Origin of the sequence: Rhodovulum steppense (genome assembly GCF_004339675.1) — a bacterium.
GTDB classification, from domain to species: Bacteria; Pseudomonadota; Alphaproteobacteria; order Rhodobacterales; family Rhodobacteraceae; genus Rhodovulum; species Rhodovulum steppense.
This window is the reverse complement of sequence record NZ_SLVM01000010.1, coordinates 29,321-43,077: the sequence shown is the minus strand read 5'-3', so window position 1 is coordinate 43,077 and position 13,757 is coordinate 29,321. Positions and strand designations below refer to the sequence as shown.

The following is a 13,757-nucleotide window of genomic DNA, read 5'->3' as shown; positions in this document are numbered from 1 at the left end:
CGGGCTCGGCCACCGCGACGCGGCACGATCCCCGCGCCGCCTCCCCGGCCTGGTGCCGCTGCATCCCCGCGCCGCGCACGGCCCGCGCGACTGCGCCGATGCCCGAACGCATCGCGCGCGCGCCTGAAAAACAGGCAGAAAAAGTCATATGGAATTCATATGGAAATCATATGGAATTCATATAGCGGAAATCGCGCCTCAGGCCGCCTCCACGTCCTCGTCCTCGCCCGCCTGCTGGCGTTGCCACATCGCAGCATAGCGCCCGGCCCGGGCGACCAGCCCCTCATGGGTGCCGCGCTCGACGACCACGCCATCCTCCAGCACCACGATCTCGTCGGCATCGACGATGGTGGACAGCCGATGCGCGATGGCGATGACCGTGCGCCCCTCGCCCATCGCCTTGAGCTGGGTCTGGATGTCCGCCTCGGTCTCGCTGTCCAGGGCCGAGGTCGCCTCGTCCAGCAGCAGAATCGGCGGGTTTTTCAACAGGGTACGCGCGATCCCCACGCGCTGCTTCTCGCCGCCCGACAGCTTCAGCCCGCGCTCGCCCACCATCGTCTCGTAGCCCTTGGGCAGGCCCGCGACGAAGTCGTGGATCTGCGCGGCGCGCGCGGCGGCCTCGATCTCGGCGCGGCTCGCCTCGGGGCGGCCATAGGCGATGTTGTAATAGATCGTGTCGTTGAACAGCACCGTGTCCTGCGGCACCACGCCGATCTGTGCATGCAGGCTGTCCTGCGTGACATCGCGCAGATCCTGCCCGTCGATCAGCACCGCCCCGCCCGTGACGTCGTAGAACCGGAACAGAAGCCGCCCGATCGTGGACTTGCCCGCCCCGGACGGCCCGACAATGGCGACCTTGCGCCCGGCGGGCACCTCGATCGTCACGCCCTTGAGGATCGGCCGATCCGGGTCATAGCCGAAGCGGACATCGCGGAACGAGACCGCGCCGCCCGTCACCGCCAGCGCGGGCGCGCCGGGCTTGTCCAGCACTTCGGCGGGCTGTTCCAGCAGGGCGAACATCTCGCCCATGTCAACAAGGCTCTGGCGGATCTCGCGATAGACCGTGCCGAGGAAGTTCAAGGGCATGGTGATCTGGATCATGTAGGCGTTGACCATGACGAAATCGCCCACGGTCAGCTTGCCCGCCTGCACGCCCATCGCCGCCATCACCATCACCGCGATCAACCCCCCGGTGATCAGCAGCGCCTGGCCGAAATTCAGCACGGCCAGCGAGATCGAGGTCTTGATCGCGGCATCCTCGTAGCCCGCCATGGCGCGGTCGTAACGCTCGGCCTCGCGGGTCTCGGCGCCGAAATACTTGACGGTCTCGAAATTCAGCAGGCTGTCGATCGCCTTTTGGTTGGCGTCGGTGTCCTGGTCGTTCATCTTCTTGCGGATCTTCAGCCGCCATTCGGTCACGGCGAAGGTGAACTTGACATAGGCCGCGATGGTGACCGCCACGACCGCCAGATACCAGACATCGAAGGCGACGTAGAAGATGACCCCCACCAGCGCCAGTTCGATCACCAGCGGGCCGATCGAGAACAGCAGGAAGCGCAGCAGGAAATCCACGCCCTTGACGCCGCGCTCGATGATGCGCGACAGCCCGCCGGTCTTGCGGGTGATGTGGTAGCGCAAGGACAGCCGGTGGATATGGGTAAAGGTTTCCAGCGCGATCCGGCGCAGCGCGCGCTGCCCCACCCGGGCAAAGATCGCATCGCGCAATTGCTGGAAGCCGGTATTCATCAGCCGCGCCATGCCATAGGCGACGGTCAGCCCCACCGCGCCCACCGCCATCAGCATCGCCTCGGGCGCGCCCTCGCCGGTCAGGCTGTCGACGGCGGCCTTGTAGAAGAAGGGCGTCACCACCGCGATCACCTTGGCCAGCACCAGCGCCAGCATGGCCAGAACCACGCGCCGCTTTGCCCAGCCCTGCCCCTCGGGCCAGAGATAGGGCGCGACCTTGCGGATCGTGCGCAGCCCCTGCCCGCGGTCGACGGTGGAGAAATCGGCAGTGGTGGGGCGGCGTCCGCGGCGCATGGGCAAGGTCCGGTTGGGTCAGGCTTCCCAACCTAATCTGCGCAAGGGGGAAAGGCCAGTGACGCAGTCACATGTGCCTTTTACTCGGGCAGGGCGAAGACCTGGCCGGGATAGATCAGGTCGGGATCGCGGATCTGGGCGCGGTTGGCGCTGAAGATCTTGACGTATTGGAACCCGCTGCCATAGGTCCGGTCCGCGATGCCCCAGAGGGTAAAGCCCGGCTGCACGGTGATGACCCGCGCCTCGGCCTGTCCGCCGGAGGCGGCTACGGACGCACGGGCGGCGATTTCCTCGGGCGGCTCGCGCCGGAACGGCGTCTCGAACCGCGCCGAGACGCTGCCATCGGGGTTCAAGAGGTCGGCGCGCAGCATGTAAAGCCCCGGCGCCACCGCGTCGAGCCGCTGCGCCCAGCGGCCCGAGGCGTCGATCAGCCCCCCGGCGATGGCGGCATTGTCCAGGTAAAGCCGCAGCGCGCCCCCGGCCTGACCGCGCCCCGACAGCGCCACGGCGCCATCCGCCTCATAGGCGATGGCCTCGATCAGCACCCCTGCCCGGCCAGGCGGCAGATCGCCTTCGGGTGCCTGAAGCACCCGCACCCCGCCCGCATCCGACAGCAGGATTTCGGGCGCGCGGTGCGGGGCGGGTTCGGGCACGGCGGGGGACGGCACCTCGGCCAGTTCCGCGGCGGGCGGCTCTGGCGCGGGCGGTTCGGCGGCGCTTTCGGCTGGCCCGGGCACGGGCGGGGATGTTGGCGCCAGAAACACCGTCGCGCCCGACGCGATGGTGCGCCCGTCGGCAAGCTCCATCCGCAGCGACAGCGCGCGCGGCGCGTCGGCGGGCGGCAGATCCGCGAACAGGCTGAACGCGCCGTCGCCGTCCGCCTCGGCCCGCGCCACCTCGTCGCCCTCGACCAGCAGCACCACCGCGCTGCCCGGTTCGGCCCGCCCCGCGATCAGCGCATTGCCCGCCGGATCGACGCGCACCACGTCGAAAGCGGGCGGCGCGGGTATCTCGGCCTCGGCCTGCGCCTCGGCGGGCGCGGGGGCATCCACGGCCGATTGCCCGGTGACCGCGGGCGCGGGCGCCGGGGCGTCCTTGTCCCGGCTGAGAAACCAGTTCAACACCATGAGCACGATCACGATCTCGCCCACGATCAGGGTCCAGGCCAATGGACCCAGTTTCCGCTTGCCATCCGACATCGCCCGGCCTCCATGGCGCTGCGCCCGCGCTTGCCGGACCATAGCAACCCCGTTATCACGGGTCCAGAAATCCCATGACAAGGGCCTGCCCATGACCCAGAAGCCCCCTTCGATCTGCGTCTTCTGCGGCTCGCGCGACGGGCGCGATCCGGCCCATGCCGCCGCGGCCGAAACCTTCGGGCGGGCCCTGGCCGAGGCAGGCTGGCGGCTGGTCTATGGCGCGGGCGATGTGGGGCTGATGGGGCGCGTCGCGCGCAGCGCGCAGATCGCGGGCGGGCAGACCTTTGGCGTGATCCCGGTGCATCTGTTCGACCGCGAGGTGGGCAAGCGCGACCTGACCACCTTCATCGTCACCGAGAACATGCATGAGCGCAAGAAGGTCATGTTCATGAACTCGGACGCGATCGTGGTGCTGCCCGGCGGCGCGGGCTCGCTGGACGAGTTCTTCGAGGTGCTGACCTGGCGGCAGCTGGGCCTGCATGCGAAACCGATCTTCCTGCTCTCGACCGACGGCTTCTGGACGCCGCTGACCCGGCTCATCGACCATTTCATCGCCGAGGGCTTTGCCGAGCCCAGCCTGCGCGACTATTACGGCGTCGTATCCGACGTGCCCGACCTGATGGAGGCCCTGCGCGCCGCCCTTTCGCCGCGCAGGCTTTCGGCCGAGTAAAGCGCCAGCGCCGCCCAGATCAGCCCGAAGGCCATGGCGTGCCACGGCGTGAACGCTTCGCGGAAAACCAGCGTTGCGACAAGGAATTGCAGTGTGGGATTGATGTATTGCACCAACCCCACCGTGGCATAGCTGACCCGCCGCGCGGCATAGGAGAACAGGATCAGCGGCGTCGCGGTCAGGGGGCCTGCCAGCATCAGCAGCAGGCTGTCGGACAGGTCATGGCCGAAGGTGGCCAGGTGGCGGCCGGTCAGTCCGGTCCAGCCCTGCGCATGCACCCCCCAGAGCCAGACCAGCGCCAGCGGCGCCAGCAGCACCACCTCGGCGGTGACGGACACCACCGGCCCCGCCGCCACGCCGCGCTTGACCAGCCCGTAGATCCCGAACGTGCCCGCCAGCGCCAGCGAGACCCAGGGCGCGACCCCAAGCCCCCAGGTCAGCCCGGTGACCGCGACGCAGGCCAGCCCGACGGCCACCCATTTCGGGGCGGAATGACGCTCGCCCAGGAACAGGAAGCCCAGCGCCACGGCAACCAGCGGGAAGATGTAATAGCCAAGCGACGCCTCGACCGCATGGCCGATCTGGATCGAGTAGATGAACAGGAACCAGTTGGCCGAGATCATCAGCGCCGCCAGCGCCACCAGCGCCAGCGCGCGCGGCCGCGCCATCAGCGCCCCGATTTCCGCAAGCCGCCCCTGCCCCGCCAGCACCAACCCGAAGAAGACCAGCGACCAGAGCGTGCGATGGCCCAGCACCTCCTCGGGCGGGACATGGGCCAGCAGCTTGTAATACATCGAGGACAGGCCCCAGATCACGCAGGCCGCGACCATCGCTAGAACGCCCTTGCGCGCCTCCTCCACTCAGCGCGCCGCCATGAAGCGGGAAAGGCGCGCAAGTCCTTCCTCGATATCCGCGGTCGAGCGCGCATAGGAAAAGCGCAGCGTGCCCGCGCCGCGCAGGGGATCGAAATCCAGCCCCGGCGTGACCGCAACCCCGGCCTTTTCCAGGATCTCGGCGGCAAAGGCGCGGCTGTCGTCGGTCAGGTCCGAGACATCCGCATAGACGTAGAACGCCCCGTCGGGTGGCGCGATCCTGGTGAAGCCCGCCTTGGGCAGCCCCTCCATCATCAGCGCGCGGTTCCGGCGGTAAACCGCCATGTTGGCCTGCAACTCGTCGGTGCAATCGAGGGCGGCCAGCGCGACCACCTGGCTGGCATGGGGGGCGCAGATGAACAGGTTCTGCACCAGACGCTCGATCCGGCGGATGTGATCCTCGGGCACCACCATCCAGCCGACGCGCCAGCCGGTCATCGAGAAATACTTGGAGAACGAGTTGATGACATAGGTCTGATCGGTGATCTCCAGCGCCGTGACCGCCTTCCGCTCATACTCGATGCCGTGATAGATCTCGTCCGAGATGAAGGCAGCACCCCGATCCGCACAGGCCCCGATCAGCGCCGCCAGCGCATCGCGGTCCAGCATCGTGCCCGTCGGGTTGGCGGGCGAGGCGACCAGAAGCCCGTCCAGATCGGCGGGCAGATCCGCGGGCACCGGCTGGAACCGGTGCTGCGCCTCGGTGCCGATCATCACGGTTTGCAGCCCCAGCGCCTGAAGGATCGCCTTGTAGGACGGATAGCCCGGCGCGCCGATGCCGACCCGCGCGCCCACGTCGAACAGCGCGGTGAAGGCCAGCGTGAAGCCGCCCGACGAGCCCGGCGTGATCACCACCCGCTCGGGGTTCAGATCGACGCCATACCAGTCGCGGTAAAGCCGCGCGATGCGGGCGCGCAGCGCGGGCAGGCCCAGGCCCACGGTATAGCCGAGCGGCCCCGTCTCCATCGCCTGCGCCAAAGCAGCCCGCGCGGCGGCGGGGGCGGGCGTGCCGGGTTGGCCGACCTCCATATGGATGATGTGCCGACCAGCGGCCTCGGCCCGGGCGGCGGCCTGCATCACATCCATCACGATGAAGGGATCGACATCGCCGCGGCTTGAAACCCTCATGCCCGACTCCTTAGGGTGCCTGTCATGCAGGCTTTCTTCCAGCGCGGGGGAACAACGTCAATGGCAGCCATCCGGCATGTCCTCGGGCTGGCGCTGGCGCTGACCCTTGCCCTTGCCCCGCTTGTCGCCCGCGCGCAGGGCCTGATCCGCGATGCCGAGATCGAACATGCGCTGCGCCAGCTTGCCCAGCCGCTGGCCGCCGAGGCGGGGATCAGCCCCTCGGCTCTGCGCGTCCTGCTGATCGCGGATGACAGGCTGAACGCCTTTGTCGCCGACGGGCAGACGATCCTGATCAATTCGGGGCTGGTGCTGCGGCTGGAAAGTGCCGCCCAGCTTCAGGCGGTGATCGCGCACGAGATCGCGCATATCGCGAACGGGCATATCACCCGCAGGCTGGCGAACATGCGCAGCGCGCAATCGGCCGCGGCCTTGGGGCTGATGATGTCGCTGGCGGTGGGGGCGGCCACCGGCAGCGGCGAGGCGGGCGCGGGGCTGGCCATGGGCACGTCCTCGTCGGCGCAGCGGCTGTTCTTTGCCCATACCCGCGCCGAAGAAGCCTCGGCCGATCAGGCCGGTCTGCGCTACATGGCGCGCGCCGGGATCGACCCGCAGGCGATGGTCGAGGTTCTGGACCTGTTCCGCGGTCAGGAGGCGCTGAGCGCCGCGCGCCAGGATCCCTATGCCCGCACCCATCCCCTGTCGGCCGAGCGGGTGCGCGCGCTCAAGGGCTACGCGGCGGCCTATGGCGGGCAGACGCAGAAGAACGAGACGGCCGAGTACTGGTTCGCCCGCGCCAAGGGCAAGCTGGGGGCATTCCTGCAAAACCCGCGCTACACGCTCAGGCGGGCCGAGCGCGACCAGAGCGCGGTCGGGATGATGCGCCGTGCCGTCGCCCATCACCGCACGCCCGCCCCCGACAAGGCGCTGGCCGAGATGGCAAGGCTTGAGGCGGCGCGGCCGAACGATCCCTATGTGCATGAGCTCAAGGGCCAGATCCTGCTGGAATCCCGCCGCGTGGGACCCGCGGTCAATGCCTATGCCCGCGCCGCCGCGCTTGCCCCGAACGAGCCCCTGATCCTTGCAGGCCATGGCCGAGCCCTGCTGGCGCTGGAGACCGCCGAGGGCAACCGGCAGGCGCTGGCGGTGCTGGAACGGGCGCGCGGCCGCGATCCCTACGATCCGCGCATGCTGCGCGATCTGGCGCTGGCCTATGCGCGGGCAGGAAATAACGGCATGGCCTCGGTCGCGACGGCCGAACGCTATGCGCTGGGCGGGCGGATGGATACGGCCGCAACGCACGCCACGCGAGCGGCGGGGCTTTTGCCGCGCGGCTCGCCCGGATGGCTGCGGGCGCAGGACGTGCTGAGCGCGGCCGAAGGGGCGAGGCGTCGGCGGTGAGGATCGTGCTTGCGCTGGCGCTTGCCGCCCTGCCCCTGGCTGCGGCGGCATCGGGTCTGGACCCAGCGGCGCGGGCGGCCTTTCGCGCCGAGATCCGCGCCTATCTGCTGGAGCATCCCGAACTGATCGACGAGGTGCTGGCCGAGGCCGAGCGGCAGCGGCAGGCAGAAGCCGTCTCGGGCGATCTTGCGCTGATCGAGGCGCATCGCGCCGCATTGTTCGACGCCCCGGACGACTGGACCGGAGGCAACCCCGAAGGCGATGTGACGGTGGTGGCCTTTGTCGATTACGCCTGCGACCGCTGCGGCCCCGCGCTTTCGGCGGCCCGCGCGCTGGCGGCCAGCGATCCGGGCCTGCGCCTTGTGGTCAAGGACGCGCCCGGCCCGGGTGGAGAGACCGCCGCGCGGTTTGCCCGGGCGGTGCTGGCGCTGGCCGGGCCCGACGCCTATGCGCGCGCGCAGGACGCGCTGTTCGCGGCACCGGACATGCAGCCCGGCACGCTGGACGGAATCGCCCGCGCGCTGGGGCTCGACCCCGCGACGGTCGCCGACCGGATGGCCGATCCCGGGATCGCGGCCGCCCTTGCCGTCAACCGCGCGCTTCTGGATGCGCTCGACCTTGAAACCGCCCCCGCCTATGTGTTCGAGCGCAGCCTTGTGCGGGGCGATCTGCCCGAGGTGGCGCTGGCCGCCATCGCGCAGGCGATGCGCCGCAAGAATTGAGCCGAACGGGCGAAAATGACCATTGGCCCGCGCCGCGCGATGTGCTGCAACGGGAACAACCCGGAAATGGAGATTGCCAGATGACCCGCCTGCCCGCCGCCGCCCTGCTGAGCCTTGGCCTTGCCCTGCCCGCCCAGGCCTTCGACCTTGCCGCGATGTCCGAGGCCGAGCGCGAGTTGTTCCGCGCAGAGGTGCGCAGCTACCTTATGGAAAACCCCGAGGTGCTGATGGAGGCGATCGGCGTGCTGGAACAGCGCCAGGCCGAGGCGCAGACGGCCAATGACGAGGCGCTGGTCCGGGTCAACGCGGCCGAGATCTTCGAGGACGGCCATTCCTGGGTCGGTGGCAATCCCGAGGGCGACATCACGCTGGTCGAGTTCGTCGATTACCGCTGTGGCTATTGCCGACGCGCCCATGACGACGTGGCCGAACTAGTCTCCAGCGACGGCAATATCCGCCTAGTGATGAAGGAATTCCCGATCTTGGGCGACCAGTCGGTTCTGTCCGCCCGCTTCGCCGTGGCGACGTTGCAGATCGCCGGGCCGGACGCCTATGAGAAAGCGCATGACGCGCTGATCACCTTCCGCGGCAATGTCACCGAGGACAGCCTGAAAGACCTTGCCGCCACGCTCGGGATCGACGGTGCCGCGATCCTGGCCCGCATGACCGCGCCCGAAGTCGACGCGGTGCTGGCCGCGAACCAGAGCCTTGCCCAGCGGATGCAGATCTCGGGCACGCCGACCTTCATCGTCGGGCCGCAGATGCTGCGGGGCTACATGCCGCTCGACGGCATGCGCCGGATCGTGTCCGAGATTCGCGAGAACTGAGGCGCAACGCTCACCGCGGGGCTGGGCCAAGAAAATTCAAGTTTTCTTGGCCCCGTGGCGGGTGGCGCGCCTTACTCTGCCGCCTCGGCCTCTGACGCCGCGCGCGCGGCGTCGATCTCGGCGGCCTTCTTCTCGACCTCGGCGACAATGCGCTCGATCATTTCCTCGTTGGCAATGCGGTGGTCCTGCTTGCCGGCAAGATAGACCATGCCATGCCCGGCCCCGCCGCCGGTAAAGCCCACATCGGTCATCAGCGCCTCGCCCGGGCCGTTCACCACGCAGCCGATGATCGACAGGCTCATCGGCGTCTTGATATGCTCAAGCCGCTTCTCCAGTTCGGCAACCGTCGAGATCACGTCGAAACCCTGCCTTGCACAACTGGGGCAGGAGATGATGTTGACGCCGCGATGGCGCAGGCCCAGCGATTTCAGGATCTCGAAGCCGACCTTGACCTCCTCGACCGGGTCGGCCGAAAGCGAGACGCGGATCGTGTCGCCGATCCCCGACCACAGCAGGTTGCCCAGCCCGACGGCCGACTTGATCGTGCCCGACACGAATCCGCCCGCCTCGGTGATGCCCAGGTGGATCGGCGCATCCGTCGCCTCGGCGATGCCCTGATAGGCGGCGGCGGCAAGGAAGACGTCAGACGCCTTCACGGAAATCTTGAACTCGAAGAAATCATTGTCCTCGAGGATGCGGATATGGTCGAGCGCGCTTTCGACCATCGCCTCGGGGCAAGGCTCGCCATACTTGTCGAGAAGGTGCTTTTCCAGCGAGCCCGCATTCACCCCGATCCGCATCGAACAGCCGTGATCGCGGGCGGCCGCGATGACCTCGCGCACGCGTTTCTCGTCGCCGATATTGCCCGGGTTGATCCGCAGGCAGGCCGCGCCCGCCTCGGCCGCCTCGATGCCGCGCTTGTAGTGGAAATGGATGTCGGCCACGATCGGCACCGGGCTTTCGGCGACGATCTCCTTCAGCGCCCTGGACGACGCCTCGTCGGGGATCGAGATGCGCACGATGTCCGCGCCCGCCTCGGCCGCGCGCTGGACCTGCTCGATCGTGCCGCGGATGTCGGTGGTGACCGTGTTGGTCATGGTCTGAACCGAGATCGGCGCGTCGCCCCCTACGGCAACGGGGCCCACATGGATCTGGCGGGACTTGCGGCGTTCGATATGGCGCCAGGGGCGCACGGCATGCAGCGACATCGGGTTATCCTGTCCGGCGGAGACTGATTTCGCCCCATGGATAAAGGATTGGCCGAGTCGCCGCAACGTGCGCCCTGTCGCGCTGGCGTCATTCCGTTCCGGCGCCGTCCCCGTTCATCGCCAGCGCAACCGCAAGGTCCGGATCGGCGGCCACATTGGCGATCTGGAACCGTTCGGTCAGCGCCTCGGCCGACAGTTCGACATTGCGCGCGACCTGCGCGCCGGGCGCGGCCGGGCCGTAGGTCTGGCCGTTCACCGCGAAATAGACAGCGCCCGAATTGCCCGCCCGCAGCCGCGCCGGCTGGTCGGTGTCGGGCAGCACATAGCGCTCGCCCGCATCGAGGATCTTTTCCAGAAGGACCGATCCGTCCGCCGCGGACACCCGGACCCAGGCGGGCCGGACCGCGATGATCGCCAGTTCGGGCAATTGCGACTCGGCCACGACCTGCACCTGCCCTGGGGAGACCGCAGACTCTGCCAAGGCAACGGCGTCCACGACACGCCGTTGGGCGGGCGCCTCGGCGACCAGGACACCGATCTCGCCCGGATCGAGCGTGGCGATGGGCCCGTCGCGTGGCACGAGGACGGGACGGTCCAGCACCTGCGGGCGGTAGAGCCGGTCCATGGCTTCGGTCGTGGGCGGGGTCACCGGCGCCTCGGCCAGAAGAACCCCGTCGGTGGTTCCGAGCGGGGCCACATCGGCCACCAGCCCGGGCTGGTGATCGAGCGGGGCGAGCTTGACCTGCTGGATCTGCTGCAGCACCGTCCAGCCGCCATAGCCCAGCACCGCCATCAGCGCCACGAGCACGGCAAGCGAGCCGATTGCGCCGGGCTCGATCCGCGCCAGGAATGCCTCGCCGCGGGGCACGAAGATGGCGTTGGGATCGGCCAGCGGATCGCGCACTTCCGAAGGTTTGCGCCGCTGCGCGGGTTTCGGTGTGGTGGCGGCCGGGCTCATCCCGTGAACGGTGGCGAAATTTCCCTCGTCGCAGAACCGCCGATAGGCCCATTCCGGGTCCAGCCCCAGATAGCGGGCATAGGACCGGACATAACCCGCGATGAAGCCGGGGGTCTCGAAGGCGGTGGGATCGGCGTTCTCGATGGCGGCGATATAGGTGGCGCGAATCTTAAGCTCGCGCTGGACATCCAGGAGCGACTTGCCCAGCGTTGCACGCTCGCCGCGCATGACATCTCCCAGACGCAACTCATAGGCGTCAAAACCTTTGGGTATGTCCCGAGAGCCCTCAGCCGCAGCGCGCGGCTGCTTGCGCCTGATCATCAAAACCGCCCCGTGCCTGCCTTTTGTTGCCTCGAAGACAGCGACGATCCCTTGGGAATCGCCGCTGAACTACTCGCAACCTATCACAAGCGCGGGATAACTGCACCCGCAGAACGTGATCAGGCAGTAAGCTCGGCGCGATTCAGCGCACAATGCGACCAGTATTCGTCCATCGCGCGGACCAGTAGGTCCATCTGCTCCTGCGTGTGCACCGGAGAGGGCGTGAAGCGCAGCCGCTCGGTGCCGCGGGGCACGGTGGGGAAGTTGATCGGCTGGACATAGATGCCGTAAAGTTCCAGCAGCTTGTCCGAGATCAGCTTGGTGTGGACCGGGTCGCCGACGATCACCGGCACGATATGGCTGCCATGGTCGATGACCGGCATCCCCAGCCCCTTGAAGCGGGCCTTGAGCACGCGGGCGCGGTCTTGGTGCTTTTCGCGCAGCCGCGTATCGCCCTTGAGGAACCGCACCGAGGCCGCAGCGCCAGCCGCCACGGCAGGCGGCAGCGAGGTCGAGAAGATGAAGCCCGGCGCGTAGGACCGCACCGCGTCGCACATCTTGGCCGAAGCCGCGATATAGCCGCCGAACACGCCATAGGCCTTGGCCAGCGTGCCGTTGATGATGTCGATCCGGTGCATGAGGTTGTCGCGCTCGGCCACGCCGGCGCCGCGGGGACCATACATGCCGACGGCGTGAACCTCGTCGATATAGGTCAGTGCATCGAACTCGTCGGCGAGGTCGCAGATTTCCTTGATCGGGCCGAAATCGCCATCCATCGAATAGACGGATTCAAAGGCGATCAGGATCGGCCGCCCCTTCTCGATCTTTTCGAGGATTTCACGCAGATGCGCGACATCGTTGTGGCGGAAGATGTGCTTTTCGCAACGCCCGCGCCGGATGCCCTGGATCATCGAGGCGTGGTTCAGTTCGTCCGAGACGATCACGAGGTTGGGAAACAGGACCGGCAGCGTCGAGAGCGTCGCATCATTCGCATTGTAGGCCGAGGTGAAGACCAGTGCGGCCTCTTTCTGGTGCAGGTCGGCCAGTTCGGCCTCGAGTGCCTTGTGATAGACCGTGGTCCCCGAGATGTTGCGCGTGCCGCCCGACCCGGCGCCGGTGGCGTTCAGCGCGTCCTGCATCGCGTCCAGCACGACCGGGTGCTGGCCCATGCCCAGATAGTCGTTGCCGCACCAGACCACGATATCTTGCTGGCCGCCATCGGGACGGCTCCATACGGCGTTGGGGAACTGGCCATTCCGGCGCTCGATGTCGATGAAGGTGCGGTAGCGCCCCTCGTCGTGAAGCCGGTTGATGGCCGTATCCAATGCTGCGGTATAGTCCACCGGGTCTCTCCTTCGTTTTCGGACCCCCAAGGGCCTCTGGCTGACCGGCGATCGCTCCCTGCGGCGCAGGGGCCGTCCGGGTCCTCCGTTTTATTTGCCGGGCGCCTTGCGGCACCCCCCTCGTGGCTCCTGACGTATCCTGGCGGGACACGCGGCGGCGCCGCTCCTCTTTCCCTATGCGTTCCTCTTAGCCGAAAAACGCCGTCTGTCTAACCGTGTTGCCGCAGATTTCACCCGTCGTCAGCAGTCGATCGCCGCATTCCGCCCGCCACGCATTCCGATCGAAACCCCCTGAACTGCGGGGCAGCGCGGCGTCGGAGATACAGCGCGATTCCACAGGTGGGGTGGGTCGCGCGCTCCACATCTCCCTCCAGTTAATGGCAACCAGCATCGCCAGACTTTGACCTCTGTCAAGTAGAACTGACATGATTGCTGTCAATTGAACTGGACAGAGGGCATCAGCGGTCCGCCACGACGACGCGGCAATCGTCGCGTCCCGATTGTCGGGCGCAGCTTGCCACCGCCTCGCGACCGGCCTCGGGGCCAGTGGCAACGGCCCAGATGCCCGTCGCGGGCGAGATCGCCAGCGCCTTGGCTCCGCGCGCCGGGCGGTAGGTCTTGCGCAGCCCTTCGCTGGCATCGGCACTGAGGCTGAGCTGCCGGGGCGCCCAGCCGATCGGGCGGATCTCGGCGACAATGACGCAACGCGGGCCGCCCTTGCGGGCCGAATCGCAACTTTTCAGCGCCGCGGCGCGGGCGGAATCGACATCGTGGTAGTTCGCGGCTGCCACGGTTGCCTCTGACAGGAGCCCCTCGCCCGGGGCTGCCGCGATGGCGCCGTAATAGTTCTGCTGTGCCCCGGCGAATTCCAGCGCGGTCCGGTCCCGCGCCGTCAGGAAGTCCTGCGCGATCACCGTCACCTCGACCCCGGACGGGTCGAAAAGCTGGGCGCGTGCCGCCTTGCCGTCCAGCGGCTCGGCCGCGCCTGCACCGGCGACAAGCACCGCAGCCACACCCAGACAGACCGCCCGCATCCTCGCCTCCGATCCCAGGCCCATCGACCATCCGGGG

General features: G+C 68.1%; 12 protein-coding genes. 4 read left to right on the top strand and 8 right to left on the bottom strand.

Annotated features, from left to right (window positions below; all coding sequences use genetic code 11):
- Positions 1–198: 198 nt before the first annotated feature.
- Together EV216_RS08290 and EV216_RS08285 are read right to left on the bottom strand one after the other, a co-directional pair.
- Positions 199–2,040, bottom strand: coding sequence for an ABCB family ABC transporter ATP-binding protein/permease (locus tag EV216_RS08290; protein ID WP_132694599.1), 1,842 nt, complete (start codon positions 2,038–2,040; stop codon positions 199–201).
- An 80-nt stretch (positions 2,041–2,120) separates the two neighbouring features.
- Positions 2,121–3,239 (bottom strand): LysM peptidoglycan-binding domain-containing protein, encoded by a 1,119-nt coding sequence (locus EV216_RS08285; protein WP_132694598.1) that lies wholly within the window; start codon positions 3,237–3,239, stop codon positions 2,121–2,123.
- A gap of 91 nt (positions 3,240–3,330) precedes the next feature.
- Here EV216_RS08285 and EV216_RS08280 point away from each other — a divergent pair, with 91 nt between their 5' ends.
- Complete coding sequence (locus EV216_RS08280; RefSeq protein WP_132694597.1) at positions 3,331–3,909, top strand: LOG family protein; 579 nt, start codon at positions 3,331–3,333, stop codon at positions 3,907–3,909.
- Here the strand turns inward: EV216_RS08280 and rarD are convergent.
- Together rarD and EV216_RS08270 are read right to left on the bottom strand one after the other, a co-directional pair.
- Positions 3,828–4,769: an EamA family transporter RarD gene (gene rarD / locus EV216_RS08275; protein ID WP_132694596.1), complete on the bottom strand. Its 942-nt coding sequence runs from the start codon at positions 4,767–4,769 to the stop codon at positions 3,828–3,830. The genes EV216_RS08280 and rarD overlap by 82 nt on opposite strands.
- The gene (locus EV216_RS08270) at positions 4,770–5,909 is read right to left on the bottom strand and encodes a pyridoxal phosphate-dependent aminotransferase (protein ID WP_132694595.1); all 1,140 of its coding nucleotides are present in this window, start codon (positions 5,907–5,909) and stop codon (positions 4,770–4,772) included.
- 60 nt (positions 5,910–5,969) lie between these two features.
- On the opposite strand from EV216_RS08270, the gene EV216_RS08265 reads away from it, so the two are divergent.
- From EV216_RS08265 to EV216_RS08255, 3 genes are all read left to right on the top strand, one after another.
- Entirely contained in the window at positions 5,970–7,307 is a 1,338-nt protein-coding gene (locus EV216_RS08265) for a M48 family metalloprotease (RefSeq protein ID WP_132694594.1), read from the top strand.
- Entirely contained in the window at positions 7,304–8,029 is a 726-nt protein-coding gene (locus EV216_RS08260; protein ID WP_165899201.1) for a DsbA family protein, read from the top strand. The genes EV216_RS08265 and EV216_RS08260 overlap by 4 nt, the downstream gene beginning before the upstream one ends.
- An 80-nt stretch (positions 8,030–8,109) precedes the next feature.
- Complete coding sequence (locus EV216_RS08255; RefSeq protein ID WP_132694592.1) at positions 8,110–8,856, top strand: DsbA family protein; 747 nt, start codon at positions 8,110–8,112, stop codon at positions 8,854–8,856.
- A 71-nt stretch (positions 8,857–8,927) separates the two neighbouring features.
- Here the strand turns inward: EV216_RS08255 and ispG are convergent, their stop codons facing one another.
- The 4 genes from ispG to EV216_RS08235 all read right to left on the bottom strand — a co-directional run bounded on the left by ispG (position 8,928) and on the right by EV216_RS08235 (position 13,744).
- Positions 8,928–10,064 carry a flavodoxin-dependent (E)-4-hydroxy-3-methylbut-2-enyl-diphosphate synthase gene (ispG, locus tag EV216_RS08250; protein ID WP_132694591.1) on the bottom strand — a complete coding sequence of 379 codons (1,137 nt, stop codon included), beginning with the start codon at positions 10,062–10,064 and terminating at the stop codon, positions 8,928–8,930.
- Positions 10,065–10,152: 88 nt separating this feature from the next.
- Positions 10,153–11,346, bottom strand: a complete 1,194-nt coding sequence (locus EV216_RS08245; RefSeq protein ID WP_424511177.1) for a helix-turn-helix domain-containing protein — start codon at positions 11,344–11,346, stop codon at positions 10,153–10,155.
- Between the two features lie 116 nt (positions 11,347–11,462).
- Positions 11,463–12,686 (bottom strand): 5-aminolevulinate synthase, encoded by a 1,224-nt coding sequence (gene hemA, locus EV216_RS08240; RefSeq protein WP_132694589.1) that lies wholly within the window; start codon positions 12,684–12,686, stop codon positions 11,463–11,465.
- 458 nt (positions 12,687–13,144) lie between these two features.
- Entirely contained in the window at positions 13,145–13,744 is a 600-nt protein-coding gene (locus tag EV216_RS08235; RefSeq protein ID WP_243642020.1) for a DUF4189 domain-containing protein, read from the bottom strand.
- Positions 13,745–13,757: the final 13 nt, after the last annotated feature.

What these genes read in the sequence shown, in the direction of transcription:
- ispG (WP_132694591.1), bottom strand. Translation starts at nt 10,064, where the DNA reads ATGTCGCTGCATGCCGTGCGCCCCTGGCGCCATATCGAACGCCGCAAG.
- EV216_RS08265 (WP_132694594.1), top strand. Translation starts at nt 5,970, where the DNA reads ATGGCAGCCATCCGGCATGTCCTCGGGCTGGCGCTGGCGCTGACCCTT.
- EV216_RS08270 (WP_132694595.1), bottom strand. Translation starts at nt 5,909, where the DNA reads ATGAGGGTTTCAAGCCGCGGCGATGTCGATCCCTTCATCGTGATGGAT.
- EV216_RS08285 (WP_132694598.1), bottom strand. Translation starts at nt 3,239, where the DNA reads ATGTCGGATGGCAAGCGGAAACTGGGTCCATTGGCCTGGACCCTGATC.
- EV216_RS08255 (WP_132694592.1), top strand. Translation starts at nt 8,110, where the DNA reads ATGACCCGCCTGCCCGCCGCCGCCCTGCTGAGCCTTGGCCTTGCCCTG.
- EV216_RS08235 (WP_243642020.1), bottom strand. Translation starts at nt 13,744, where the DNA reads ATGGGCCTGGGATCGGAGGCGAGGATGCGGGCGGTCTGTCTGGGTGTG.
- EV216_RS08290 (WP_132694599.1), bottom strand. Translation starts at nt 2,040, where the DNA reads ATGCGCCGCGGACGCCGCCCCACCACTGCCGATTTCTCCACCGTCGAC.
- EV216_RS08280 (WP_132694597.1), top strand. Translation starts at nt 3,331, where the DNA reads ATGACCCAGAAGCCCCCTTCGATCTGCGTCTTCTGCGGCTCGCGCGAC.